This window comes from Nocardia higoensis, assembly GCF_015477835.1.
Lineage (GTDB): Bacteria > Actinomycetota > Actinomycetes > Mycobacteriales > Mycobacteriaceae > Nocardia > Nocardia higoensis_A.
This window is the reverse complement of the sequence record NZ_JADLQN010000001.1, coordinates 2,360,378-2,386,097: the sequence shown is the minus strand read 5'-3', so window position 1 is coordinate 2,386,097 and position 25,720 is coordinate 2,360,378. Positions and strand designations below refer to the sequence as shown.

23 protein-coding genes and 1 tRNA gene are annotated in these 25,720 nt (G+C 69.4%); 15 read left to right on the top strand and 9 right to left on the bottom strand.

Annotated elements, in window-relative coordinates:
* Positions 1-69: 69 nt before the first annotated feature.
* Positions 70-3,633 carry an amino acid adenylation domain-containing protein gene (locus tag IU449_RS10830; RefSeq protein WP_324188174.1) on the bottom strand — a complete coding sequence of 1,188 codons (3,564 nt, stop codon included), beginning with the start codon at positions 3,631-3,633 and terminating at the stop codon, positions 70-72.
* 455 nt (positions 3,634-4,088) lie between these two features.
* Between IU449_RS10830 and IU449_RS10825 the strand changes: the two genes are divergently transcribed.
* Together IU449_RS10825 and IU449_RS10820 are read left to right on the top strand one after the other, a co-directional pair.
* Complete coding sequence (locus IU449_RS10825; RefSeq protein WP_195001691.1) at positions 4,089-5,378, top strand: glycosyltransferase 87 family protein; 1,290 nt, start codon at positions 4,089-4,091, stop codon at positions 5,376-5,378.
* A gap of 367 nt (positions 5,379-5,745) precedes the next feature.
* Positions 5,746-6,039, top strand: coding sequence for a hypothetical protein (locus IU449_RS10820; protein ID WP_040797797.1), 294 nt, complete (start codon positions 5,746-5,748; stop codon positions 6,037-6,039).
* Here IU449_RS10820 and IU449_RS10815 read toward each other — a convergent pair.
* Positions 6,029-6,967 (bottom strand): serine/threonine dehydratase, encoded by a 939-nt coding sequence (locus tag IU449_RS10815; RefSeq protein ID WP_195001690.1) that lies wholly within the window; start codon positions 6,965-6,967, stop codon positions 6,029-6,031. The genes IU449_RS10820 and IU449_RS10815 overlap by 11 nt on opposite strands.
* 290 nt (positions 6,968-7,257) lie before the next feature.
* On the opposite strand from IU449_RS10815, the gene IU449_RS10810 reads away from it, so the two are divergent.
* Positions 7,258-7,998: a helix-turn-helix domain-containing protein gene (locus tag IU449_RS10810; protein ID WP_195001689.1), complete on the top strand. Its 741-nt coding sequence runs from the start codon at positions 7,258-7,260 to the stop codon at positions 7,996-7,998.
* 228 nt (positions 7,999-8,226) lie between these two features.
* Here IU449_RS10810 and IU449_RS10805 read toward each other — a convergent pair whose 3' ends face one another.
* The 3 genes from IU449_RS10805 to IU449_RS10795 all read right to left on the bottom strand — a co-directional run bounded on the left by IU449_RS10805 (position 8,227) and on the right by IU449_RS10795 (position 10,243).
* Entirely contained in the window at positions 8,227-8,619 is a 393-nt protein-coding gene (locus IU449_RS10805; protein ID WP_195001688.1) for a VOC family protein, read from the bottom strand.
* Between the two features lie 78 nt (positions 8,620-8,697).
* Positions 8,698-9,111 carry an arsenate reductase ArsC gene (locus tag IU449_RS10800; protein WP_195001687.1) on the bottom strand — a complete coding sequence of 138 codons (414 nt, stop codon included), beginning with the start codon at positions 9,109-9,111 and terminating at the stop codon, positions 8,698-8,700.
* A 220-nt stretch (positions 9,112-9,331) separates the two neighbouring features.
* Positions 9,332-10,243 (bottom strand): oxygenase MpaB family protein, encoded by a 912-nt coding sequence (locus tag IU449_RS10795; protein WP_195001686.1) that lies wholly within the window; start codon positions 10,241-10,243, stop codon positions 9,332-9,334.
* Positions 10,244-10,368: 125 nt separating this feature from the next.
* Between IU449_RS10795 and IU449_RS10790 the strand changes: the two genes are divergently transcribed.
* Positions 10,369-11,115 carry an SIR2 family NAD-dependent protein deacylase gene (locus IU449_RS10790; protein WP_195001685.1) on the top strand — a complete coding sequence of 249 codons (747 nt, stop codon included), beginning with the start codon at positions 10,369-10,371 and terminating at the stop codon, positions 11,113-11,115.
* 19 nt (positions 11,116-11,134) lie between these two features.
* On the opposite strand, the gene IU449_RS10785 is transcribed toward IU449_RS10790, so the two are convergent.
* A complete protein-coding gene (locus IU449_RS10785; RefSeq protein ID WP_195001684.1) occupies positions 11,135-12,430 on the bottom strand; it encodes a D-arabinono-1,4-lactone oxidase in 1,296 nt (431 codons plus the stop codon).
* Between the two features lie 54 nt (positions 12,431-12,484).
* Complete coding sequence (locus IU449_RS10780; RefSeq protein ID WP_195001683.1) at positions 12,485-13,159, bottom strand: TetR/AcrR family transcriptional regulator; 675 nt, start codon at positions 13,157-13,159, stop codon at positions 12,485-12,487.
* A 99-nt stretch (positions 13,160-13,258) separates the two neighbouring features.
* On the opposite strand from IU449_RS10780, the gene crcB reads away from it, so the two are divergent.
* The 6 genes from crcB (at position 13,259) to IU449_RS10750 (ending at position 18,239) form a co-directional block, all read left to right on the top strand.
* Positions 13,259-13,687: a fluoride efflux transporter CrcB gene (gene crcB, locus IU449_RS10775; protein WP_195001682.1), complete on the top strand. Its 429-nt coding sequence runs from the start codon at positions 13,259-13,261 to the stop codon at positions 13,685-13,687.
* Positions 13,688-13,839: 152 nt separating this feature from the next.
* The gene (locus IU449_RS10770; protein WP_195001681.1) at positions 13,840-14,202 is read left to right on the top strand and encodes a fluoride efflux transporter FluC; all 363 of its coding nucleotides are present in this window, start codon (positions 13,840-13,842) and stop codon (positions 14,200-14,202) included.
* A gap of 47 nt (positions 14,203-14,249) precedes the next feature.
* Positions 14,250-15,887: a phosphoglucomutase (alpha-D-glucose-1,6-bisphosphate-dependent) gene (pgm, locus tag IU449_RS10765; protein WP_195001680.1), complete on the top strand. Its 1,638-nt coding sequence runs from the start codon at positions 14,250-14,252 to the stop codon at positions 15,885-15,887.
* Positions 15,884-17,245: an MFS transporter gene (locus IU449_RS10760; RefSeq protein WP_324188173.1), complete on the top strand. Its 1,362-nt coding sequence runs from the start codon at positions 15,884-15,886 to the stop codon at positions 17,243-17,245. The genes pgm and IU449_RS10760 overlap by 4 nt, the downstream gene beginning before the upstream one ends.
* A gap of 44 nt (positions 17,246-17,289) precedes the next feature.
* The gene (locus IU449_RS10755) at positions 17,290-18,030 is read left to right on the top strand and encodes a DsbA family protein (RefSeq protein ID WP_324188172.1); all 741 of its coding nucleotides are present in this window, start codon (positions 17,290-17,292) and stop codon (positions 18,028-18,030) included.
* A gap of 136 nt (positions 18,031-18,166) precedes the next feature.
* Positions 18,167-18,239: transfer RNA gene (locus tag IU449_RS10750), tRNA-Ala, on the top strand.
* A gap of 520 nt (positions 18,240-18,759) precedes the next feature.
* Here the strand turns inward: IU449_RS10750 and IU449_RS10745 are convergent.
* Positions 18,760-19,344, bottom strand: a complete 585-nt coding sequence (locus IU449_RS10745; protein WP_195001679.1) for a VOC family protein — start codon at positions 19,342-19,344, stop codon at positions 18,760-18,762.
* Positions 19,345-19,426: 82 nt separating this feature from the next.
* Here IU449_RS10745 and IU449_RS10740 point away from each other — a divergent pair, with 82 nt between their 5' ends.
* The 5 genes from IU449_RS10740 (at position 19,427) to IU449_RS10720 (ending at position 25,050) form a co-directional block, all read left to right on the top strand.
* On the top strand, positions 19,427-20,431 hold the full coding sequence (locus tag IU449_RS10740) for a helix-turn-helix transcriptional regulator (RefSeq protein WP_195001678.1): 1,005 nt from the start codon (positions 19,427-19,429) through the stop codon (positions 20,429-20,431).
* A 295-nt stretch (positions 20,432-20,726) separates the two neighbouring features.
* Positions 20,727-22,256, top strand: a complete 1,530-nt coding sequence (locus IU449_RS10735; protein ID WP_195001677.1) for an MFS transporter — start codon at positions 20,727-20,729, stop codon at positions 22,254-22,256.
* 36 nt (positions 22,257-22,292) lie between these two features.
* Positions 22,293-22,880 (top strand): TetR/AcrR family transcriptional regulator, encoded by a 588-nt coding sequence (locus tag IU449_RS10730; RefSeq protein WP_195001676.1) that lies wholly within the window; start codon positions 22,293-22,295, stop codon positions 22,878-22,880.
* Between the two features lie 305 nt (positions 22,881-23,185).
* Entirely contained in the window at positions 23,186-24,061 is an 876-nt protein-coding gene (locus IU449_RS10725; protein ID WP_195001675.1) for an MBL fold metallo-hydrolase, read from the top strand.
* 47 nt (positions 24,062-24,108) lie between these two features.
* The gene (locus IU449_RS10720; protein ID WP_195001674.1) at positions 24,109-25,050 is read left to right on the top strand and encodes a hypothetical protein; all 942 of its coding nucleotides are present in this window, start codon (positions 24,109-24,111) and stop codon (positions 25,048-25,050) included.
* A gap of 92 nt (positions 25,051-25,142) precedes the next feature.
* Here the strand turns inward: IU449_RS10720 and IU449_RS10715 are convergent, their stop codons facing one another.
* Complete coding sequence (locus IU449_RS10715) at positions 25,143-25,526, bottom strand: hypothetical protein (RefSeq protein ID WP_195001673.1); 384 nt, start codon at positions 25,524-25,526, stop codon at positions 25,143-25,145.
* Positions 25,527-25,720: the final 194 nt, after the last annotated feature.

The following is a 25,720-nucleotide window of genomic DNA, read 5'->3' as shown; positions in this document are numbered from 1 at the left end:
ATCGAATGTCGTCGCCGCCGACTGCCCTCTCCGGTTCCGATCACAGGGAACCGGCGCTGCGACGGTTCGCTAACCCGACAAGGTCGGCCGGGAGGGCGCGGGGTCGGGGGCGGGGAGGAAACCGGTGGTGCGGAAGGCGCGGATGTAGGTGTCGAGGTCGGCGGGGGTGAGGGCGGGGCAGGCGATGCCGGTGCCGCGCAGGGTGGTTCGGGTGTTGGTGTCGTCGAAGTCGAGGGTGGCGATGCCGTCGGTGTAGCCGGTGCTGAGCAGGGCGGCGCGGACGAGGGTGTCGTCGCCCGCGGCGTCGCGGCGGTGGGCTTCGTGGTGCAGTCGGGCGCTGATCTCGGCGGGGTCGGCGGTGGTGATGTCGAAGCCGTTGCGGCGCAGGGCGTCGAGCACCGCGGCTACGGGCACCGGGATGCGGTTGACGAGGTGGAAGGCGGTGGCGCGGGGGGCGCGCAGGGAGATCTCGACGAGAGCGCGGGCCACGTAGGTGACGGGGGTGAGAGAGACGGTGGCATCGACCACGTCGGGCGCGGCGCCGAGGAGGGCGGCGGCGCGGATCATGTTCCAGAAGCTGTCGTCGGGGTTGTGGGCGCCGAATTGCAGGTCGCCGGAAATCAATCCGGGGCGGTAGACGCGCACGGGCAGACCGCGGTCGCGGGCCTGGAACAGCAGCTGCTCGGCGGTCCACTTGCTGATGACGTAGCCGCTGTCGATGAGATCGGCTGCCGCGCGGGCGGTGTCCTCGGTGACGGGAGTGGTCTCGCCCGCCGCGACGACGGAGCCGGTGGTGGAGACGAAGTGGACGGGTTTGGCGTGGGCGGTGGTGGCCAGGCGCAGGACTTCCCTGGTGCCCTCGACATTGGCCTGTCGCAGCCGGGCATACGGTTCGAGATGGTTGACACGGGCGCCGTTGTGATAGATCACGTGGATCTGCTCGGCCAGGCGCGCGCGGTCGGGCCCGGACAGGCCGAGGTCGGGAGCGGCGAGATCACCGGGAACGGCGATGATCCTGGTCGCGAAGCCGGGCTCCCACAGTCGGTAGTTCTCGAGCGTGGTGTGGATGCGGGCCATGCCGTGTTCGACGCTCGCCGCGCGCACCAGGCACCAGACGCGGGCGGTGGTGCGGTCGAGGAGTTCACGCAGCAGGTAGGCGCCCAGGAAACCGGTGGCGCCGGTGAGCAGGACGTCGGTGGCGGGTCCGCGGTGTGCGAGCAGGCCGGCGGGAGTGATCTCGGGATCGAGCGCGGTGTCGGCGAGCGGGCCTTCGGTGCGGGTCGGCGCCGGGTTCTCGCGCAGGCGGCGGGCGAGTTCGGCGACGGTGCCCGCTTCGAGCAGAGTCGTCACCGGGACCTCGGCGTCGAGGCGGGTGGCGAGGGCCCGTTGCAGGCCGAACATCCGCAGCGAGGTGCCGCCGAGGGCGAAGAAGTCGTCGTCGACGCCGATCCGGGGCAGGCCGAGGACCTCGGCGAAGGCGGCGGCGACAGCGTGTTCCACCTCGTCGCGCGGGGCGCGGTAGGCGGTGGCGACCACGGGGGCGGGTAGGGCGGCGCGGTCGAGTTTGCCGTGGGCGGTCAGCGGCAGTGTGTCGAGGGGTACCACCGACGACGGGACCATGTGGTGCGGAAGGATTCTCGCGACGGCGTCGCGGACGGCGGCGTGATCGTCGGTGCCGGTGACGTAGGCGACCAGCTGCCGGGTGCCGCCGACATCCTCGCGGGCCAGCACGGCCGCGCTCCGTACGCCGGGCGCGGCCAGCACGGCGGCCTCGACCTCGCCGAGTTCGACCCGGAAACCGCGCACCTGCACCTGGTCGTCGGCGCGACCGAGGTAGCGCAGCGTGCCGTCGCGGCCCCAGGCGCCGAGGTCGCCGGTGCGGTAGAGGCGGACGCCCCCGCCCAGCGGGTCGGCGACGAAACGGGTCGCGGTGAGGTCGGGGCGATGGTGGTAGCCGCGGGCCACCTGGAGACCGGCCAGATAGATCTCACCGGTGACGCCGAAAGGCACCGGGTGTAGACGCTGGTCGAGGACGAGCACCCGCAGGCCGGGCAGGCCGGTGCCGATACCGCCCGGACCGGACCGGGTCAGCGCGTGATGGGTGGCGTGCACGGTGGTCTCGGTGGTGCCGTACATGTTCACCAGGCGGGGGGAGTCCTCGCCGTGGCGGTCGAACCAATCGGTGAGGCTGCGCTGGTCCAGGGCCTCGCCGCCGAAGATGATGTGGCGCAAGGACAGCGGCTCGTGACCGTGTTCACCTGCGATGTCTCTGTCGGCGGCGCACAGCTGGTGGAAGGCCGACGGGGTCTGGTTGAGCACGGTGACCTGTTCGGCGCCGAGCAGGGCGCGCAACCGGGCGGGGGAGCGGGCGGTGTCGAGGTCGACCAGGTGCAGGCGGCCGCCGTGCAGCAGCGCGCCCCACATCTCCCACACCGAGAAGTCGAAGGCGGAGGAGTGGAACATCGTCCACACGTCGGTGTGGTCGAAATCGAACAGCGCGCGGGTGCTGTCGAACAGGGCGAGCACATTGCGGTGCGGGATCTGCACGCCCTTGGGACGGCCGGTGGAGCCGGAGGTGTAGATGACGTACGCGAGATGGTCCGGACGTAGCGGGGTGCGGCGCTCCTGATCGGTGATCGGTTCGCTCGGGAAAGCGGTGTCGTCGTCGACGGTGAGAGTCGGCAGGTTGACCGGCATCTCCGCGGTGCCGTCGATGAGGGCGCATACCGGCCGTGCGTCGTCGAGCAGATAGGCGATGCGTTCGGCCGGGTAGGCGGGATCGATCGGCAGATACGCCCCGCCCGCTTTGACCACCGCCAGCAGGGCAACCACCTGGTCCACGCCACGCGGCAGCAGGACCGCGGCGATCGTCTCGGGGCCGACGCCGTGGGCGATCAGCCTGCGGGCCAGGCGATTCGCGCGCCCGTCGATTTCGGTATAGGTCCAGCGGCCGGTGTCGGAGCTGAGCGCGATCGCGTCGGGATGGCGGGCGACCACGGCGTCGAACAGACCGGCCAGCGTCTGCGGCGGGTCGGGGACCTCGGCCGGGGCGGGCCGGAAATGCCAGGAGGACAACAGCAGTCGCACCAGCCGGGTGGCGGGGTGCTCCTGCTGTTCCGCCGGTGTGAACAGGTCGAGTTCCGGCGGGACGGCATCATGCGGGGGCAGCGTGTGCGCGACCTCGTCGTGGTTCACGGTGACGATCTCGACCCCGTTCGCGCCGGTGCGGGTGTACAGCCAGGCCGGGTCCTCGGCGGTCACCGGGCGCACCCGTTCGGCTTGCACGATCGGCTCGCCGAGGTGGCGTTCGGCTTCGGCGCGCAGGCGCGGATCGTCCATGAGCAGCCAGGAGATCGAGCCCGCGGGCTCGTGGGCGAGGTCGCGGGCGGTGGTGATGCCGAGGCGGGCGCGGGCGAGCAGTTCCGGGAGTCCGGGACCGAACGCCGCCCCGGCCTTGGCCACCGCCCACATCGCCGTCACCGCGTCCACCGGCGACGACACCGACACGATCACCAGATCGCGCGCCCCGATCCCGCGCGCGAGCAGGATGCGTGCCCACCGTGTCGACCGCTTGTCGAGTTCGCGGCGGTCGACTCCGAGGGTGACCAGCACGCTGTCGGGGTCGGCTTCCACAGCGGCGCTCAATACGCGCGACAAGTTCGCATAGCGAACCCGCCGCGACATCGCGGTCCGCGCTCGTGCCGGAACCTGCCGCGGCACTCCGTCAGACCGCACTGCTCACCACTCCGAATCCCGATCAGGTCACCTGACCCGAGACGAGAAGCTACCCGGCTGGGAGCGCTCCTGCATCTCCTACGGAACGGGATCACTCGATGGTCGCGACGCGCCGTGTCCGGTGTGGTGTGCGATGACATGCGGGTCGGCGTCGGCGAGCGGGCCGAGGAGGCGACCGAGGGGATCGCGGATGTCGGTGACACGAAGCGGTTCACGACGGCGGCCGCCGCGGCCCGTGTGTGGCTGGAGATCTCGCCGGATCGGCCCTGTTATCCAGCGGCAAACTGCCTGAGCAGCGCGGATCTGGCGACTGCTGCCGAAGCGAGCCGAACAGGTCCGTATAGTCGGCGCGGATGAGTAGTTCTGTACGCGAGAGTGCGCCCAGGCCGTCGAACCGCCGCTCGAGGCGTTCGGCATGGCTGGCGCCGTTGCTGCTCGTCGTGTTCTCCACCGTGTGCCTGACCAGGCCGCTGTGGCCGTTCGAGGAGATCACCGGCGGCTTCATCGATCTGCAGGTCTACCGGCTCGGTATCGACGCCCTGCGGCACGGTGGCGACATGTACGGCCAGCTACCGCAGACCACCATAGGCATCGGGCTGCCGTTCATCTATCCGCCGTTCGCGGCACTGGTGCTCGCGCCCTTCGCGCTGCTGCCCTGGGACATCGCCGCCTTCGCCTTCTTCCTCACCTCCGTGGCGGCGCTGACGCTGACGCTGTACCTGGTGGCGCGCCGGGTATGGCCGGGAGAGGAGCAGCGGCGCACCGCCCTGTTCGCGACCGCCTGCGCGGTCCCGCTCGCGATGCTGCTCGAGCCGACCCACGCGACCCTCGACTTCGGTCAGGTCAACCTGCTGCTGATGGCGCTGGTGGCCGCCGACTGCCTGACCGAGAAGCCGAAATGGCGGCGCGGCATGCTGGTCGGCATCGCCGCGGCGGTCAAGCTGACGCCCGCGGCGTTCGTGCTGTACTTCCTGATCCGCAAGGACTACAAGGCGGCGGTCACCGCCGCGATCACCGGCGCCGTGGCGACCGCGCTGAGCTTCGCGATCCTGCCCGACGCCTCGATGACCTACTGGTTCGGCGGCATGAACGTCGACGGCCTCAGCGGCTCGGCCTTCCACACCAATCAGTCGATCCAGGCCGTGCTGGCCCGCCTGAAGGTGCCCGAGCCCGCGTTCACGGTGGTCTGGCTGGTGGTGGGTGCGCTGGTGCTGGCCCTGGTGATCACGGCGATGCGCCGGGCGGCCGGGCTGCCCGCGCTCGCGTTGGCGATCAACGCCGTGTTCACTCTGCTGGTCTCGCCGATCTCCTGGTCCCACCACTGGGTGTGGATCGCCCCGGCCCTGTTCGCAGTCGTCGCCTACGCGGTGCGGATGCCGTGGCGGCGGGCGGTTCTGCCGTGCGCGGTCGCGGTGGTGACGGCCGCGGTGTTCGTCTACGGGCCGCAGAACTGGCTGCCCAACGGCGAGGAACGGGAATCGGAGTGGACGGGGTCGCAGCATTTCGTCGGCAACACCTACGTGTGGTTGAGCGTGCTGCTGGTCGTGCTGTTCGTGCTCGCCTCCCGGCGATCGACCCACACCCCGGCCGCGGCACAGCCCGCGACCGAGCAGACGCGGGAGCCGCAGCCGGTGTCGTCCTGATCTGGTCGACGGCCTCGCGAAGCGGGAAGTTGGCGCTGCCTACCGCCCGGTCCAGAGGAAGCCGAGAGGGGCAGCCGTCGAAGAGTCAACACGGCGATCCTGAGACGACGGCCCCGGTAGCCATGAGAGTCCCCTGAGAACAGATCACCACTCGGCCACGGATTCGTCGTGGTGCCCTAGATTTCGGTGAGTTTGCTAGTAGCATGCTCGACGGCGGTTCGCGCGATCGACCGATTCCGATCTCCGGCCCGGCGTTCGACGACCGGGCAGGCAACGCGGCCGGTGGTACTCGGCGACACAGTTATATCCGCTAGGCATTCATCCCGTATGTATTCGAGCATGCTGACTTTCGAAGAGGGGTACGGCTGTGAGCACGGTTCTCTCTGCGGCGCACGACATCTACGGCACGGTTCTCGCCCAGGTCGGTAATCCGACCCCGGAGGCACCGCCGATGGCGGACAAGATCCTCGAAATGACCCGGTATTTCACCTGGTTCACGCTGCTGTCCGGCGTCAGCGCGATCACTTTCGCCGGTGGCCGCTTCGCCTGGGAGAAGTGGACCGGCGGCGCGCTGCAGTCGCCGAAGATGGTGGCCGGCGCCATGCTCGGCGGCACCGTCGCCACCAGCGCGGGCACCATCATGAACGCTGTCATGGGCTGAGGTCCGCGGGGTCGGTATTGGCCCCGCACAGCACGACACAGACCTTTTCCCCGACGGCCGGTCGATAGGCGCCGGACCGGAGCCCGGCCAGTGCGGTGGCGGCGGCGTACTCGACCGCGATCCGCCGCTCCTCCCACAACCCACGCCGGGCGGCGACGATCTGCTCGTCGGTGACCAGTATCGACACCGCGTCGCCGAGCCGAGCCGCGGTCAGCGCCATCGCGGTGGCCCGGCGGGCGCCCAGGGAATCGGCGGCGATCGAATCGACCTCCACTTCCACCGGATATCCCGTCTCGAGTGCGGCGTTCAGCGCCCGGCAGTGCACGGGTTCGACCGCGACGGTGCGTATTCCGTGCCGCGCGGCCGCGGTGGCGATCCCGGCGAACAGCCCGCCGCCCCCGGCCGCCACCACGATCGTGTCGAGATCCGGTAGCGCCTGCCGTATTTCGATGAGCAGCGTGCCCGCGCCCGCGACGATCAGCGGGTGGTCGTAGGCATGCGACTCCAGCGCGCCGGTCTCGGCGGCGAAAGCCCGGCTGGCGGCGAGTGCCTGGGCGTATTCCGTACCCTCCAGTCGCACCTGTGCGCCATAGCCGTGCAGGCGCTCCACCTTGACCGCCGGTGCGGTGGCGGGCAGGAAGACCGTCGCGGGCGCACCCCGGCGGGCCGCTGCCCACGCGCAGGCCAGGCCGGCGTTCCCGCCCGAGGCGATGGTCACGCCCGCCGTGGGAAACGCGCCCGAGGCATGCTGCGCCTCCACGAAATTCGCCGCCCCTCGTGCCTTGAACGAGCCGGTGTGCTGCAGGAATTCGAGGGCCAGCCACACATCGCCGCCGGGTTCGGCACGGGCGACGGTGATCGGGCGCACGAGCCCGGCGATGCGCGTGGCGGCGGCGTCGATGTCGTCGTAGGTCAGTTCGTCTGCCATCGGCCGATTCTGTCATCGCCGACGGCGTTCCGACGGCGCTGCGGCAGCCGGTGCGGGCCGTTGCCGCGGCAGCGTCCGCGCATCGCAGCGCGCGCACCGGGGACTCGAGCGCTTTTCGCGTGGCCGTCGGCGACGGCATGTCCGCGTGATCGGATGCGCACCGAATGCGAATTGTGTCGGTGCGGCGATAGATCTGCTGATCGGTCCAGGTAGTCCGGGCGCGGTGCTGCCATCACCACGGTGAGGTGGCCCCGAGGTGTGTTGTCGGTGGCCGGGGTTAGGGTCGGGCCGTGGTCGAACCTGCGGGCGCTTATCGCGAGTGGCCGTCGCGGCTCGACGGGGCGGTGGTCTGGACTCGCACCGTCGAGTCCGGCGACAGCTCGCCCGTCCTGCCCGACGGGTCGATCGACCTGCTGTGGCGCGAGGGCACCCTGCTGGTGGCCGGACCGGACACCGGCCCGTATCGACCCGACGCCGCGCCGGGCACCAGGTTCGCCGGGCTGCGCTTGTATCCCGGCACCGCCCCGGAACTGCTCGGCGTGCCCGCCCACGAACTACGCGACCGCCGGGTGGAGCTGACCGATCTGTGGCCCGTCGCGCGGGTGCGCGCACTCACCGTGGAGGTCGACGTCGCGTCCGACCCGGCCGCCGCACTGGAAGCCGTCGTCTTGCGCCGTGCTGCCGAGTTCGGTGCGCTCGATCCGCTGCCGCGCCTGGTCGTCGCGGCGCTGCAGGCAGGCGCGTCGGTTGCCGCCACCGCCGATGCCGCCGGAATCGGTGCCCGTGCGCTTCACCGACGTTCGCTCGCCGCGTTCGGTTACGGGCCGAAGACGCTGGCGCGCATCCTGCGCATGCACCGTGCGTTGGCGGCGGCCCGGAGCGGGATGTCGCTCGCCCTCGCCGCCGCGCACGCGGGCTACGCCGACCAGGCGCACTTCACCCGTGAGGTGACCCTGCTGGCAGGCCGCCCGCCCGGCGCGCTGATCGGCATTCCGTCGCGCTCGATCCGAGGCCCGGCTCGATACGGCTGATCTCGACACTGCTCAACCGTCGAGATCTACCTCCGGGCGCGAGTCCACGTCGTCTGCGTGCTCAGGGCGGATGGAGCTCGGCCGACGGGTCGAGATCCGCCTCCGCGCCGCTCGCGCATGTCGTTGTGCCGATCGGTGCCCGCAACGCGTCGCCCCGGCCGGACGCCACCGACCACCGCGATGCGCCGCTGGGCGGACCAGGGATGAGGGCGCCCGATTCAGCGGCGCTCAGTCCAGCGGCGCGTAGAGATCGACCCCGTTGCCGTCCGGATCGACGACGGTCGCGTAGCGCTGGCCCCAGACCGCGTTCCAGGGTTTCAGCTCGCCGGTGTATCCCGCGTCGACGAGTTCGGCGTACACGGAGTCCACCTCGGCGGCGTCGGCGCACCGGAACGCCAAGCCGATCCGGCCGCCGCCGGTGGGCGGGCGCCACTCGGGATGGAACGAGCGCACGGTGTCCTCGGTGTCGAAAGCGAGCCGGAAGCCGCCGGGAAGTGTGGCTTCGACGTGGGGCTGCTCCTCGGCGTCGGCGGGGAACTCGAGCCCGAGCTTGCGATAGAAGGCCAGCGCGGCGGCCATGTCGGAGGTGATGATGCCGAGGAAGTCCAGTTGCGGGGTCATGTTCTCACCGTAGGACGCGCCCGCGCCCTCGGTCTTGAACGAATCGGACGTCGCTTCTCGGCCTCGGCGCGGCCCCGATCAGTGGGCGTTCGAGGGGAGTAGTTCGCCGATCAGATTCTCGCCGAGGATGCGGATGCGGTCGCGGATGCCGCGGACCACCTCGATGGATTCGCCCTGCGGATCGGGCAGCATCCAGTCGCGGTAGCTGATGCCGGGGAAGTACGGGCAGGCGTCGCCGCAGCCGATGGTGACGACCACATCGGAGATGCCGACGGCCTCGTCGGTGAGCCTGCGCGGGGTGTGGTCGGACAGATCGATGCCGACCTCGGCCATGACGGCGACGACGGTCGGGTCGAGGGCGTCGGCCGGGTCGACGCCCGCCGAACGCGCCTCCAGACGGTCACCGGCGAGTGCGTCCAGAAACCCGGCGGCCATCTGCGATCGGGCCGCGTTGTGTACACAGACGAACAGCACACTGGGTTTGTGAGCCATCGGTACGCCTTTCGAGGTGGAGCGATCCAGCGGTGTGCCCGGACTCCCGTGGTGTGCCCGGGAGCCGAAACGCTGTCGTAGCGTACGGGATACGCGTGAACGCGCCCGCATTTCGGCGTATCCCCGGAGGTAGGCCCTGGACAGGCGAAGACCGCCGCGACGTCGTTGTCGCGGCGGTCGTGCGCCGGCTTCGCCGAAGCCGAAGTGCCGAAGCCGACGATCAGATGGGGCGGGTCTGGATGACCTTGCGCAGCCGGGCCTTGTCGCGTTCGACCTTGCGCGCCTCGTACGCGATCGGGAAGTAGCGCACGCGCTCCGGCAGCAGCGGGACCAGGCGCGCCAGGAACCAGCCCAGCACGACGAGCTTGCGCTCGTCGGCGGCGGTCCACTTTAGCCCGAGCTTGCGACGGGCGACCTCGGGGGTGGTGCCGACGGTGCAGAAGTACTGCATCCGGCCGACGGGGGCGGCAGCGGCCTTCCACACCGGATGCAGGAACTTCGGCAGCTGCTTGGGCGCGGCGACGGAACGGATGGTGCGCAGGTAGTCGCGCGCGGTGTCGGTGGCCTGGAGGTGGTTCTCGACCACGTCGTCGAAGAACTTCTCGAAGGCGGCGTAGTCGGCGGGGATCTCCTTGGGCGCCACCGAGAAGTTGCGCATCAGCTGCAGCCCCTCCTCGTAGTACTCCTGCTTCTCGGCGTCGGTCATCGGCTTACGGCTGAAGTACTTGGCGTTCTTGGTGAACGCGTAGGTGCCGGTGTGCAGCACCCAGGCCCAGGAGAAGGAGTTCAGCGCCTGGTGCTTGAAGCCGGAGGCATCGACAGTGTTGAGCGAGGCGTGCATGCTGCGTAGCCGGTCGGCCTCGTCGATGCCGCCCTCGCCGGCGTAGACCCACATCATGACCGAGGACAGGCTGCGCAGGGCGCGGCCCATCGGGTCGGTGCGGAAGGTCGAGTGCTCGTCGACGACGGCCGAGATGGTCGGCTCCATGGTCTGCAGCAGGAAGGCCGAGCCTGCGGTCAGGGAGAAGGTGATCAGGCCGGTTTCGTCCCACATGCGTGTGCCGGGGTGGAACGGTCGCCGGGGCGGCAGCTTCGGCGCGGTGCTCTTCTCGACTGCGGCGGACGCGGTCATCACGATCTCCTTTGATCGACCCAGATCAGAACAATGAGATAATTAGGATAGCAATCTCTCATTCTTCCGCCTAGCCACATCGTTACTCGATGCACCATCTTCGGCAAACACCTAGGCTCGACCGCATGACGACCCCATGGCGTGCGCGTCCGGGCCGCATCGGCGTGCTCACCGGCGCGGGTATCTCCACCGACTCCGGCATCCCCGACTTCCGCGGCCCGAGCGGGGTGTGGACGAAGAACCCGATCGCGGAACTGCTGTCCACCTATGACGCCTACCTGTCCGACCCCGACCTGCGGGTCCGCTCATGGGAAGCTCGCCGCGACAATCCGGCATGGCAGGCGCGGCCCAATGCCGCCCACCGTGCGCTCGTCGAGCTGGAGCGGGCCGGGCGGGCGGTCACGATCATCACCCAGAACATCGATCGCCTGCATCAGCGCGCCGGCTCCGCGCCCGACCGCGTCGTCGAGATCCACGGCAACATGTTCGAGGTGGTCTGTGTCGGCTGCCCCTACGAGGACAGCATGGAGAACACCCTCGCGCGGGTGGCCGCGGGCGAACCCGATCCGCCCTGCCCGCGCTGTGGTGGCATCCTGAAGGCGGCCACCGTCATGTTCGGTCAGCAGCTCGATCGGCGCACCGTGACCAAGGCGGTTCTGACGGCGCAGACCAGCGACATCTTCCTCGCCGTCGGCAGCTCGCTGCAGGTCGAGCCGGCCGCCTCCATGTGTTCGCTGGCCGTGGAGGCGGGTGCCGCGCTGATCATCGTCAACGCCGAGCAGACCCCCTACGACCATCTGGCCACGGAGATCTTCCGCGAGCCCATCGGTATCGCCCTGCCGCGACTGGTGAACGACATCCTCAGCGCGTGAACGCCACCGGTCGGCGGACTCAGCCGACGGGGCCCAGCACCCGGTTCAGGTAGTCGTTGGCGAACAATCCCTGTGGGTCGAAACGCTCGCGCACCCGCCGGAACCGCTCCCAGTGCGGGTAACGCTCGCGCAGCGTGTCCGCGGTCTGGAAGTGGCGCTTGCCCCAGTGCGGGCGACCATGGAACGAGTCGAACACCGACTCGCAGGCGCGGAAGAACGGCTCCCACTCCATCCCCTGGTACTGGTGCACGGCGATGTAGCAGGTCTCGCGGCCGCCAGCCGGGGAGAGCAGCGCGTCGTCGGGGGCGACCCAGCGGACCTCGATCGGCATCGGCGTGTCGAATCGGCTCGCGACATCCTTGATCGCCCGGATCGCCTCGGCGGAATGTTCGCGCGGCAGCGCGTATTCCATCTCGGTGAAGCGGACCAGCCGGGGGGAGGCGAACACCCGGTAGGAGCGGTCGATCTGACGCCGGTAGCTGCCCGCGTAGGCGGCGGCCTTGTGGATGTAGGGGATCGCGCGTGGCCTGCTGCGTCCCAGCTTGCACAGCAGGTCGAAGGCGTGGTTGTTGAGCAGGATGTCGCCGAACCAGTCGGCCAGCGCGCCGCGCGGCTGCTCGGGCAGGTCGACTCGGTTGTTGCGCTTGGTCATCGCCAGCGGGCTGTGCCCGAACATGTAGAACTCGAAGTGCTCGTTGCCGTTCACGTGGAGGTCCAGATCGGCGAGCAGGTCCTCGACGGGTTCCGGGCGTTCGACGCCCTCGAGGACGAACGAGGGCACCATGCGCAGGGTCACCGCGGTGACCACCCCGAGCGCGCCGAGCCCGACCCGCGCGGCCCGCCAGGCCTCGGGATCATCGTCCTCGTTCACCTCGACCACGCCGCCGTCGGCGCGCACGATCTGGATCGAGTGCAGCGCGGCCGAGAGGTTCTGCAGTGTGGCGCCGGTGCCGTGGGTGCCGGTAGCCGTCGCCCCGGCGATGGTCTGCACGTCGATATCGCCCAGATTCGGGAACGCGAGTCCGGCGGCGTGGGCGGCCGTGCTGATGGTGTTCAGGGTGGCGCCCGCCTCGACCCGGATCAGCCCGCTGTGCGCGTCGAGGTGGAGTACGCGGTTCATCCGGGACAGGTCGACGAGCGCGCCATCGGTGAGCACGGTGTCGGTGAAGGAGTGGCCCGCGCCCGCGACGCGCACGGTCTGTCCGTTGTCGGCGGCGCGCGCGAGGATTTCGGCCACTTCGCCGGGGTCGCCCGGCCTGGCGATGCGTGCCGGGGCGCACTGTTGATCGCCGGCCCAGTTCACCCACTTGGTCATGCGTCCAACTGTAGCGGCGCGGTGTGATGTCCGCTACTCGGGGCGTACTCGTAGCTATCGGCGTCGGGCGGTACAGGCGTGCAGCTTGGCCTGCTCGAAGTCCTCCTCGCGCAACGGCCCCACCGGCAGTTCGATGCGGGTGACCTCGCCGGCGCGCACGCCGTTCAACACGATGGCCGCATACCGTTGCCACACAACGGGATTGACCGGATTGGCGAATTCGGCGACGGCGTCGACCATGTGCACGAGCGCGAGGAAGTCCGACGGTTCGATCTCGGGCTGCAGCACTCCGGCCACCCGGGCGCGGTCGACGATCGCGGCGATGGTCGGTGTGATCCGGTCGCGCAGGTGCGCGAAGCGTTCCGATTCGTCGTGCAGTTCGAGCATGACCTCGCTGAACCCGCGATTGCAGGCCAGATGCTCGCAGGCGTATTGGAAGAATTCGACCAGACCGAGCCACGGATCGCCGTGGCGGGCCGCCTGTTCTGCCGCGACCGCGAAATCGCGCATGTTCTGCTCGAAGACCTCGGCGATGAGTTCGCGCTTGTTGGAGAACCGGCGGTAGACGGTGCCGACGCCGACGCCCGCGCGCTCGGCGACGTCGTCGAGGGTGATCTCGAGCCCGCGATCGGCGAACAGTTCGCGGGCGGCGGCGACGATGCGCTGCTGATTGCGCGCGGCGTCCGCCCGTAGACGCCGGGGTGGAGAGGGAGCCGCGACCTGATGCACCCCGCCATGCTAGCAACGCGACGGCTTAAGCGGAGGAATTCTCTCCGTTCTGTGCCGGATAGCATGGCTCCCGAACCGAACGGGTGAGGAGGTCGCGGCATGAGCGCACGACCGCCGATGCCGCCGGTGGATCCGGCACTGTTGACCGCCATCTCGCTGGGCGGCGGCCTGGGCGCGCTGCTGCGCTATGCCATCGGCGCCTGGTGGCCGACCTCGCCGGGGCACGTGCCGTGGTCGACGTTCGTGGTGAATGTCACCGGCTGTTTCGGCATCGGGGTCCTGATGACGCTGCTCCTGCAGGGCCGGGTGACCCATCGCCTGCTGCGCCCCTTCCTCGGTGTCGGTGTCCTGGGTGGTTACACCACTTTTTCGACCTACAGCCTCGAGATTCGTACACTGCTCGAGTCCGGTGCGGTGCTCGGGGCGCTCGGGTATCTGGGGGGAACATTGATTGCCGCACTCACCGGGGTGACGCTCGGTGTGGGCGCGGTGCGGTGGGTGACAGCTCGACAGGGAACGGCTCGGTAGGCAGCGGCTCGATCGGCGACAGCTCCACCGGTGCCGGGCGGATCGAGAACGGCAGAGACTGGTTGACAGGTTCGGCGACAGAACAACGGAAGGGGCCCGACGATGATCGGCCTGCGATTCGCGCCAGGTTCGCGCAAGGACGAGGTACGCCGATGAACGTCGCGCTCGTCGTAGCGGGTGGCATGGTCGGCGCACCGGCCAGATACCTGATCGACCGTGCTGTCGCCGCCCGATTCGACTCCAGGCTGCCGCTGGGGACGCTGACCGTTAATATTGTCGGTTCGGCTGTGCTGGGCGGATTGATCGGCGCGGGTGCGGGCGGCTGGCTGCTCACGGTGGCCGGCGCCGGCTTCTGCGGCGCGTTGACGACGTTCAGCACGTTCGGCTACGAGACCATCCGTCTGATCACCGACGGCGCCTACGGCATCGCCCTGGGCTACGTCGTGATCAGTGTGGCGGCCGGTCTGGGCGCGGTGTACCTCACCGCGTCCGGGATCGGCCGGCTGACGGCATGATCTCGATGACCAGCCGGGCACAGCCGACTTGGAAGGGAGACCCGAGCATGGCCCACGATCGAGCCGGGCGTCCCGCGCGCGCGAGCGATCTCGACGACATCGCGCACCTGGTGACCGCCTATTACAGCCGCGTGCCCGACCCGGCGGACCCGGCGCAGCGGGTGGTGTTCGGCACCTCCGGGCATCGCGGCTCCAGCCTGGACGGCGCGTTCAACGAACGCCACATCCTCGCCGTCACCCAGGCGATCGTGGAGTACCGCGCCACCCGGGGCATCACGGGCCCGGTCTATCTGGCCCGCGACACCCATGCGCTGTCGGAGCCCGCGTGGACCACCGCGCTGGAGGTGCTCGCGGGCAACGGCGTCACGGCGATGATCGACGCCCGCGACCGCTACACCCCCACCCCCGCGCTGAGCCATGCCGTGCTCCGCCACAACCGCGGCGGCACCAAGCATCAGGCGGACGGCATCGTCGTCACCCCCTCACACAACCCGCCTCGCGACGGCGGCTTCAAATACAACCCGCCACACGGCGGTCCCGCGGACACGACCGCCACCGATGCCATCGCCGCGCGCGCCAACGAACTGCTGGCCGCCGGCCTCGACGGCGTCGCGCGGGTCTCGCTGCGGCAGGCGCTCGCCGACCACGTCGAGCGCTACGACTATCTCGACCACTACATCGCCGACCTGCCCACTGTGCTGAACCTGGACGCGATCCGCGGCGCGGGCATCCGCCTGGGCGCGGATCCGATGGGCGGCGCGAGCGTGGACTACTGGGAGGAGATCGGCCAGCGCTACGACCTCGAACTCGAGGTGGTCAACCCGTTCGTCGACCCCACCTGGCGGTTCATGACCCTCGACAGCGACGGCAAGATCCGCATGGACCCCTCCTCCCGCTACGCCATGGCCGGGCTGGTGGCCATCAAGGACGATTACGACATCTCCACCGGCAACGACGCCGACGCCGACCGGCACGGCATCGTCACCCCCGACGGCGGATTGATGAACCCGAACCACTTCCTCGCGGTGTCGATCGAATACCTCGTCGCCAACCGGATCGGCTGGGACGCGTTGACCAAGATCGGCAAGACCGTGGTCACCTCCTCCATGGTCGACCGGGTGGTGAGTGTGCTCGGCCGCCAGGTGCACGAGGTGCCGGTCGGATTCAAATGGTTCGTGCCCGGATTGTTCAGCGGCAGCCTGGCGTTCGGCGGCGAGGAGAGCGCGGGCGCGTCCTTCCTGCGAATGGACGGCACCGTGTGGACCACCGACAAGGACGGCATCCTGCTGGCCCTGCTGGCGGCCGAGATCACCGCCGTCACCGGCCAGACCCCGTCGGCCCGCTACGGCGAACTCGAACGCCGCTACGGCAGCCCCGCCTACGCGCGCATCGACGCCCCCGCCACCGCGGCCCAGAAGAAACTGTTGTCCGAGCTGACCCCGGACATGGTCACCGGCACCGAGATCGCCGGGGAACCGATCACCGAGGTGCTCACCCGCGCGCCCGGCAACGGCGCCCCGCTGGGCGGCCTGAAGGTGACCACCGAGAACGCCTGGTTCGCCGCCCGCCCGTCGGGGACCGAGGACAAATACAAGATCTACGCCGAGTCCTTCCACGGCCCCGACCATCTCGCCCAGGTCCAAGCCGCCGCGGAGGAGATGGTGGGCAAGGCGCTATCGCGGTGAGCAGTTGTGGCACCGGCGAGATCGCGACGACCGCCGACGATCGGAAACTGCCCGTCGAGATCTGGGTGTTGATCGGCGCCGCCTTCGTGATCGCCCTCGGCTACGGCCTCGTCGCGCCGGTGCTGCCGCAGTTCGCGCGCAGTTTCGGCGTCGGGTTCACCGCCGCCTCGGCGATCATCAGCGCGTTCGCGTTGATGCGACTGCTGTTCGCGCCCTTCAGCGGCGCGCTGGTGCAGCGGCTCGGGGAGCGCTGGGTCTATCTGAGCGGGCTGGGAATCGTCGCGGTCTCGACCGGACTGTGCGCGTTGTCCCAGACCTATTGGCAGCTGCTGGTGCTGCGTTCGCTCGGCGGCATCGGCTCGACCATGTTCACCGTGTCCTCACTGGCGCTGGTCATCCGGCTCTCGCCGTTCCATCAGCGCGGTCGGGTGTCGGGCCTGTGGTCGTCGAGCTTCCTGATCGGCTCGGTCAGCGGCCCGCTCGTCGGCGGCGCGCTGGCCGGTCTCGGGCTGCGCGTGCCGTTCGTCATCTACGCCGCCGCCCTGCTGCTCGCCTGCGCGATCGTCTACGTGAGCCTGCGCGATTCGCATCTGGCCGCGCCGGAGACCGGTGGGCGAGCGCCGGAGCTGACGTTCCGGCAGGGCCTGGCCGAGCCGGCCTATCCGGCGATGCTGTGGTCGAACTTCGCCAACGGTGTGGCGGTGTTCGGCGTGCGGATGGCCTTCGTGCCGCTGATCGTCGTCGAGACCCTCGGGCAGTCGCCGGGGATGGCCGGGGTGGCGCTGACCGCGTTCGCGGTGGGCAATGTGCTGGTGCTCTTCCAGTCCGGCCGCCTGTCCGACCGGTTCGGCCGACGCCCGTTCCTCGTGGCGGGTGCGCTGGTCTGCGGCGTGGGCACCGCCGGTCTGGGCTTCGCGCCCGACCTGCTGTGGCTGCTCGCGGCGTCGGTGGTGGCGGGCATCGGCTCCGGCATGCTCACTCCCACCCAGCAAGCCGCCCTGGCCGACGTCGTCGGCTCCCAGGCGCGCAGCGGTCCGGTGCTGGCCGGTTTCCAGATGGCGGGCGACCTCGGCGCGGTGATCGGCCCTGTCGCCGCAGGCATCCTCATCGAGCACTTCGGCTACGCCGTCGGCCTGTCGGCGACCGGCGCACTGCTGCTCGTCGCCGCCGTGGCCTGGCTGGCGGTCCCCGAGACCCTGCGCCGCACCGACGCGCACGCGCACACCGGCGAACCGGCGGGCGTGCCGATCGACGACGACGAATACCAGCTGGCCCACCGCGCGGCCGTGGAGCACCTGCCCGAGGGCGGCCCGTCCCGGATGGGGCGATGGCGGCGACGCCGGCCCCCGCGCCTCTGAACCCCGCCGCCCGGAACCGGCCGACTCGAGGCAGAGTAGGGCGGGTGAGTCAACAGCGTCCGAATTACACCCCGCGCCCCATGTCGAGCGCCACGACGTTCGCTCTCGGCGGCATCGCCCTGGCCATGATCGTGCTGATCGTCTTCCTGGTGTTCCGCTGGGGCGCGTCCGACGCCGAGATCCGCAACGACGGCTACGGCCCCGTCCGCGAACCCGCCGTCGAGGTCACGCTGCGTGAGGACGGTGTCGTCGTCCTCGGCAGGCCGGGCGCGCAACCCGTCGTCGACATCTACGAAGATCCGCTGTGCCCCGCGTGCGGCACCCTCGAGCGCATCTACGGCCAGGAGATCGCCCAGCGGGTCGACCAGGGCGCGCTGACCGTCGCCTACCACTACGTCGCCTTCCTGAACCCGAAATCCGACAGCGGCGACTACTCCACCCGCGCCATCGCCGCCACCCGCTGCGTGGCCGCCACCGGCGACGGTCCCCTCTACGCCCGCTTCCACGACCAGCTGTTCGTCACCGACCAGCCCGCCGAAGGCAAGTCCGACCACAGCAACCAGGCCCTGGCCGACCTCGCCCGCACCGCGGGCGCCCCCGCCGACGCCGTCGACTGTGTCGCCACCGGCGCCCAGGTCGCCGCCGCCGAGAAGGCCGCCGAAACAGCCCTCGCCGACCTGAACGCCCGCCTCGACAACGACGCCGCCACACCCTCGCTGTTCCACGGCGACACCAAACTCGACGCCAACAACGCGGAGTGGGTCGCCGAACTGACCGCTCCCTGATCTAAGCTCCCCGGGCCTCGCTCGCTCGCGCCGCTCGTCTATCCCTGTTCACGCCGCTGACCAGCCGATTTGGCTGCCAACACGCCGGTGGTGTAACTTTTGTCAGGCGCGAGGGAAACCGAGCGAGACCCACCAAGGGGCTATGGCGCAGCTGGTAGCGCACCACACTGGCAGTGTGGGGGTCAGGGGTTCGAGTCCCCTTAGCTCCACTCGAACGAACAAAGGTCCGGCTTTCGAGCCGGACCTTTGTTCGTTTCGGCGCATATTTCCCGGCGGATTCCGCCTATAGCGGCCCAAGCTGTAGCCGGTCGGTCTCACGTGCGCAACCTCGACCGCTGGGAAGCGCTGATCGAGCGATCGGATGTTCCCGGCCTGCACGGAGTCCTGACCGGACTGGATCGGGAGTCGATCGAAACTGCGTGAGGTCTCGCCAATGGGTGGACTGCTTCCACACGCGCCCACAGCCATTTTGTCGGAACCACTGCCGGGCGGTGGCGGGACAGGGCGTTGCGGCCACCGTTCGGGTGACGAGGGACCGGACATGAATCGATCGGAGCGCAGCCCGAACAGACTGTCCACGTACCGATTTCAGCGGTACAGGCAAGTCCTGACAGCCAAAGGCGCGGGCGTGAGAAGCGCAACGCAAGCGTCCCGGCGCGATTCAGGACCGGAAATTACGGATGCCGATGCCCCGCGGCGCATACGAGGCCGCGGGGCATAGCCGACGGGTCAGCGGGTGCGTGGATCCTGCAGCGACGCCATCGCTTCCATGAGCGAGGAATGAATGGCTGTCAATTCCGGGGTGGCGAACGATTCCCAGGACTGCTCGCCCGTGCCTTTCTCGGCGGAATCGGCATTCCCCCAGTCGCCTTCGCCGACTCCGTCCGCCGATCCTTCATTCCAGGACGCGTTACCCGGATTGTGCTTGTACACCCACCACAGGTGGCCGAACGGGTCGGCGAAGCGGGAGAGTACGTCGCCCCAGAAATCCGTGGGCTCGGTCACGATCCGCGCACCACGCGCGGCGGCTCGTTTCAGCGTGGCGGCCGGATCGTCGACGTAGACGCGGACGAAGGACGGCGTATACGGCCAGTCCGGTTTACGATCGGCGATCGTCAGCGTCGAATCGCCTATCCGCAGCTCGGAATGCAGAATCAGGCCGTCGGTATCGGCGGTCCGCGTCTCGGGGACCTCGATCGCCCCGAACACATCGACGAGGAAGTCGAGCAGACCTGCCGCGTCGTCGGTCAAGATGAAGGGGTCGGCCGTTGCGGATCCGGCGGGTGCCGGGGGGACGGCGGGAGTGGTGGACATACTGTCTCCTTTTCGGTTGGTACCCCCAGGTTCGCCGCAGTTGCGGACAGGATATGGCCACAAGTGCGCCTAACCTCGGGACGTGTCCACCAGCACTCGCACCCTCGCGCTTCTCGGTCTACTGCAGAGCCGTCGCCACTGGACCGGTGCCGATCTCGCCCGCCGACTCGATGTCAGCGAGCGGACCGTCCGCCGCGATGTACTCGGTCTCCAGCAGATCGGCTATCCGATCGTCACGACGCGCGGAACCGGTGGCGGCTACCAGCTCAGCGCGGGGGCCTGCCTGCCGCCACTGGTACTGGGCGAGGAGGAAGCCGCCGCGACGGTGCTGGGGTTGAAGGAGATCGCCACCGGCGCCCATCCCGCCTCCGCGGAAGCCGCCATGAGCGCCATGGCCAAGATCGTCCAGGTCCTTCCCGTCCGGATCCGCCGCAGGATCGACAGTCTCCGGACTGTCGCGACCCCCACCGGTGACAAATACAACCGAGCCGGGATCGATGATGTCACCGCATTGACCACGCTGGCGCTCGCCTGCCGGGACGCCGATACCGTCTCGTTCTCCTACCGCGGCAGCGACGCGGCCACTACGCGCCGCACCGCCCAACCGCATCAGATCGTCAATATCGAAAGCCGCCTCTACCTGGTGGCCTGGGATCTCGATCGCACCGACTGGCGAACCTTCCGAATCGACCGGATCACGCAACCACGCCACACCGGCGCACGATTCGCACCACGCCGCCTGCCCGGCGGCGATCCGGTGGACTACGTCCGCGACCGGATCGGGTCGATGCCCTCCAAGTACCGGGTCCACGCCACCATCCAGGCCTCCGCCGAACGGGTCAGAGCCGAGATCGTCCACTACGGCACCGTCTCTGCCATCGACCCCGGCTCCTGCGAGGTCCACATCGCCGCCGAATCCCTGGACTGGGCGGCCTTCTGCCTCGTCTCGATCGGAGCACCGTTCATCGTGCACGGACCACCGGAAGCCGCCGACCTCATGAAGGACTGGGGATACAGGCTCCTCGCCGCTACGCGAGCGACCGGAAACGGACTCGTCTGCCACAGTTCGATCGGCGACCGGGCGTAGGACTTCGGACGTTCGTCGGTACCGGAGCTACCGCCGTGCTCCTCGCCCGGGAGACCGGGCCGCGGGTGCGCATGCGGCGGTGATCGCCGTGGTGTCCCAGAACACCCGCGTCACTCCTGCTCGTGCTGGTCCCGGACCCCCGCCGGGGTAGCGGTGTCATTTGACCCGCACACCAGTCCCCATGCCGACCGGTCCCATGGTCACGACGCAACTGATTCGACAGGGGTCAGGGCCGATGTTTATATTTGAACGATCGTACAATTAGAACTATCGTTCAAAATGGCGAGGAGGCGTGATGGTGGTGGAACAGGCCCGACGGGCAGGGGTTCGCGAGTGGATCGGTCTGGGGCTTCTGGCGCTGCCGACCGTCCTGCTCGGTCTCGATGTGACGGTGCTGTACCTGGTGCTGCCGAGCATGACCGAGGCGCTGAATCCCTCGGCGACACAGACCTTGTGGATCATGGACGCCTACGGGTTCTTCATCGCCGGTTTCCTCATCACGATGGGCACCCTGGGGGACAGGATCGGCAGGCGGCGACTGCTGGTCGTCGGGATGACAGCGTTCGCGGCGGTCTCGGTGTTCGCTGCCTTCGCGCCCAGTGCCGAACTGCTGATCCTGGCGCGCGGGCTTCTCGGCGTGGCAGGAGCCGCGCTGATGCCGTCGACTCTGTCGCTGATCTCGAACATGTTCGGTGATGCGCGCCAGCGCGCGTTGGCCATCGGTGTGTGGGCGACGATGTTCGCCCTCGGTATGGCCGCCGGGCCGGTGGTCGGCGGCCTGCTCGTGGATGCCTTCTGGTGGGGCGCGGCATTCCTGCTCGCCGTTCCGATCGCCCTGGCTGTGGTGGTCGGGGCGAGGTTCGCGCTTCCCGAGCACGCCGATCCGCACGCAGACCGGCTCGATCTGGTCAGTGTCGCCTTGTCACTGGCGGCGCTCCTGCCGGTCATCTACGTCATCAAGAGTGTCTCCGCGCACGGTATCGACCGGAGCGCCGTCGTCGGACTGCTGATCGGCACGGTCGCCGGTGTGATGTTCGTGCGGCGTCAGCGTCGTCTGACCTCCCCGTTGCTGGATGTCGGTCTGTTCGCCGACCGAGCGTTCTCGGCGGCCCTGGCCGTGCTGCTGATCGGATTGGCCGGTGTGGGCGGCGCCATGTACCTGGTCACCCAATACCTCCAGTTCGTCGAGGGCATGAGTGCGTTCACCGCGGGCTGGTGGATGGGGCCGCCTGCGCTGGCGATGTTCGTCGCCGCCATCGGTGCACCTCTGGTCGCCCGGCGGATACGTCCCGGCTCGGTCATGGCCGGCACGCTCGGACTGTCGGTGATCGGCTACGGGCTTCTGGCCACCTCCGGGACCGAGGACGCTATCCGGGTCGTCGCCGGGTTCGCGTTCGTCTACCTCGGGCTGGGCGCCATCGCGGCCCTGGGTACGGACATGGTCGTCGGCGCGGCCCCTGCGGCGAAGTCCGGGTCGGCGGCCGCGATGTCCGAGACCGTTCAAGAACTCGGCATCGCCGTCGGTGTCGCCCTGCTCGGCAGCCTGACCGCCGCCGTGTACTCGAGCCGTGTGCACCCGCCGGCGAATACCTCCCCTGAGGTCTCCGGGCGTCTCACCGACAGCCTTTCCGGTGCTCTTTCGGTCGCTGACGAGGTTCCCGGCGAGGTCGTCGGCGCTGCGAAGGCGGCCTTTGTGGTCGGCGTCAACACCGCATCGGCCGTTGCCGCCGCTGCGATCCTCGCCGCCGTGACCCTCTGCGTCGTCGCCCTGCGTCACGTGCGCCCGATCGGCGAGGATGATGATGGGGAAACAGCCGAGCGATGATGTGCTCGGTGGCCCTGGAACACGCAGGAGGGGAGCATGAGCGACGACGAAGAGCCCGTCGACGGACGAAAGGCCCGGGGCAGCAGACGCCGTGCCGAAATCATCGACGCCACCCTCGCCGTCGTCACCCGTGACGGTGCCGCCGGTGTCACCCACCGTACGGTCGCCAAGCAGGCAGGTATCGCCACCAGTCTGAGCACCTACTACTTCGCCACTCTGGACGACTTGCTCGTCGCGGCCCTGTCCAGCGTCGCCGACGACTACACCGCGTGCATCCGCGCCATCATCGACAGCCCCGGCGACAAACTGCGTGGCCTGGCCCGGCTCATCGCCGAATCCGGCGGGCCGGGGCGCGAGCGTGCCCTGGCTGAGCGCGAGCTTTCGACGCTCGCCGCTCGCCGCCCCGCCCTGGCGCCGGTCGCTCGTCGGTGGCGCGAGAATGTCGCCGAACTCGCCGCGACACTAACCGATGACGCCGATGCGATCGCCGCGGTGGTCGCCGCATCCGACGGCCTGTGCACAGCGATTCTGATCGACAACGCCCCTGCCGACCCCGACTACATTCACCGCGTTCTCACGCAGGCCATGAACGTGGGCACCGGTCCACCCGTCGCCGCGCGGTGACGCGAACGCCTTCTACGGTTGTAGCAGCGCTTGCCATGTGTCCCGCCGACTCCGCGGCGCGCCGGCCGTGAGCTCTCCGCTCACGGCCGCCACTTCGATCACGACAGGCTTCCGCGGCATGGTGCTGCCGCCATTGATGCTCGAGCCGAACGCGCTGTCGTGGAAAGACATTCGTGCCGCTACGACCATGACCCGGCGACTCGGGCCGCACAACCTCTCGGACACGACACCCACCGTCGCGCGCGGGCGACTCGCCGTGGCCCGAGATACCCGAGATCGGGCAGGAGTCCTGCTAGGAGTTCGCCATGATCATCACCCGAGAACGTCTCCACCGTGAAGCCGTCGAGCTGCGCAGTATCGACGTCGGTGACCACCGTGTCACCTACCTGCCCGACGGCGTGGCCCGCATCGATCCCCACCGCTGGCTGCCCGACGCCGGCGAAGAGATCTGGCAGCAGTTCGCCGACCTGATCGACGGCGACGGCTACCTCGCCGCCAGCGTCGGAGCGTTGTTGATCGAATACGGTGACCGCGCCATGATGATCGACGCCGGATTCGGGCCTTTGGCCGTGCCCACACAGGTCGGGTTTCTTCGCGGCGGCGCACTGCTCGACAGCCTGGCCGCCGTCGGCCGCGGCGTCGCCGACATCGAGCTCGTGGCGCTGACCCACCTGCACATGGACCACCTCGGGTGGCTGTGGCAGGCCCATCCCGGCACCACCACCAACATCTTCGCCGGCATCCCGATCCTGGTCTCCGCCGCCGAATGGCACAACCCCCACCTCGCGATCGCCGACGGCACGCCCCCGGAAGTCCTCGATGTGATTGCCGACCAGGTACGCACGATCGGGGAGGACGAGATCTTCCCGGGCGTGCACCCGATGCCCACCCCGGGCCACAGCCTCGGCCACACCGGCTACCGAGTCACCAGCGGCGATGAGCAATTGCTGGTCTTCGGCGACGCCATGACCACCCCCGTCCAGATCACCCACCCCGGCCTGACCAGCTCCGCCGACGACGACCCCGTCCGATCACGCGCCACCACCGCATGGCTCGTCGACCAGCTGACCGAGCCCGGTGTCCTCGGCTTCGGCATGCACTTCGCCGACGTCCAGTTCGGCCGCGTCACCACGACGGGCGGCGCCCACCACTGGCAACCGGTTCCGGCCGCCACTCGCTGATCCGCCCGTGCCGGAAACACCTGCCGACCGCTCCTTAGACTGATTCCGTGGGCGCGGTCGGCGGGAATCTCGAGGACGAGGTCGTCCGGTGGCTTCTGGACGGCGAGGTCGCGGTGCAGTTCCAGACCCGTCGCGACCTGCTCGACGACACGCGGCCCGATCTTCGAGCACGCATCGCATCGGAGGGGACTGGTGCGCGGATCCTCTCCGCCGGACAGCGTGGTGGCTGGGGGCGGGGTTTCTACGAGCCGAAGTGGACGTGCGCGCACTACTCGCTGCTGGAACTGCGCGACCTGGCCGTGCCGGTCGACGAGCCGATCTGTGCCCGGGCCGTGGCGTCGGCTCTGGAAGCACACAGAGGTGAGGACGGCGGGTTCAACCCGGCGGATTCGGTGAAAAACTCAGACGTCTGTATGAACGGGATGTTCCTCGCCTACTCCTGCTACTTCGGTGCGGAGTCCGCCGCCGTGGCGAGTGTGGTGGACTTCGTACTCGGGCAGCAACTGCCCGACGGGGGCTTCAACTGCCGAGCGAACAGGTCGGGCGCCGGAGTCTCCTCGGTCCACAGTACGACGAGCGTCATCGACGGATTCGCCGAATTCCTGCGTCGGGGCTACGCCTATCGCGCGGACGACGTGCGCTGCGCGATAGGCGAGGCGGCGACGGTGCTGCTCGACCGGCACCTGTACCGGCGACGATCAGACGGCGAGCCGATACGTGCGGAATTCACCCGATTCCACGAGCCTGCCCGCTGGCACTTCGATGTGCTCCGAGGGCTCGATGTGCTCCGCGGTGCGGGCATCGCCTACGACTCACGTCTCGCCGACGCGCTCGATCTCGTCCGGAAGCGACGTCGGCCCGATGGTCGGTGGGTGGGGGCCGCCCATTACCCGGGCCGAACGCACGTCTCCTATCCCCGGGCCGGGACGCCGAACCGGTGGGTCACCCTTCGGTCCCTCCGCGTGCTTCGGCACTTCGAGTCGGGCTGAGCAGAGAACTCGGGCCCGGGCCTGCGACAGGGAGGCACTGCTCGAGGGAATTCGCCGAACGGCATGGAGGGGTCCGGGGTGGTGCTCTGCGGTTACTTCCCGCCTGCGCCTGCGCCTGCGCCTGCGCCTGCGCCTGCGCCCACGGCCTGGGGCCGGTCGGCGGCGGGTGTGCGCAGGCGATCGACGATCAACCCGGTCACCGCGAGAGCCCCGGCGATGGGCCACTCGATCGCGCCGGCGACGGTGAGCGCACCGAGTCCGCCGTAATAGAGATAGCGGGTCGGTAGGGACAGCCGGACCGGCCCTGCCTTCATGTCGATGCCCTGGCCGGGGATGGCCACGCGGGCGCTGAGGAAGGGCAAGTTCAGGGTGGCCGCGGGGGGACTTTCGGTAGTCGCGGGGGACCCCGGGGCAGTGGCGGGCCGAGCCTCCAGGGCGGGCTGTTCGGCCTGCTTCCCTTTGTGATGCGAGGACATGGGCGCGATCCTCTCGTCGCCGAGAACTACGGGTTCTGTGGAGTCGCCGGCGCGCGGGAGCGGCCGGGGACAGCGAGCGCGATCACTATCGATGATCGCGCTCCGGAGGGGGGACGGCAACCCGCTCGCTCCCGGCACACCGCTGTGACGATCGCCCCGTGTTATCGTCGGCTTCGTGATGACTCATTCTGATC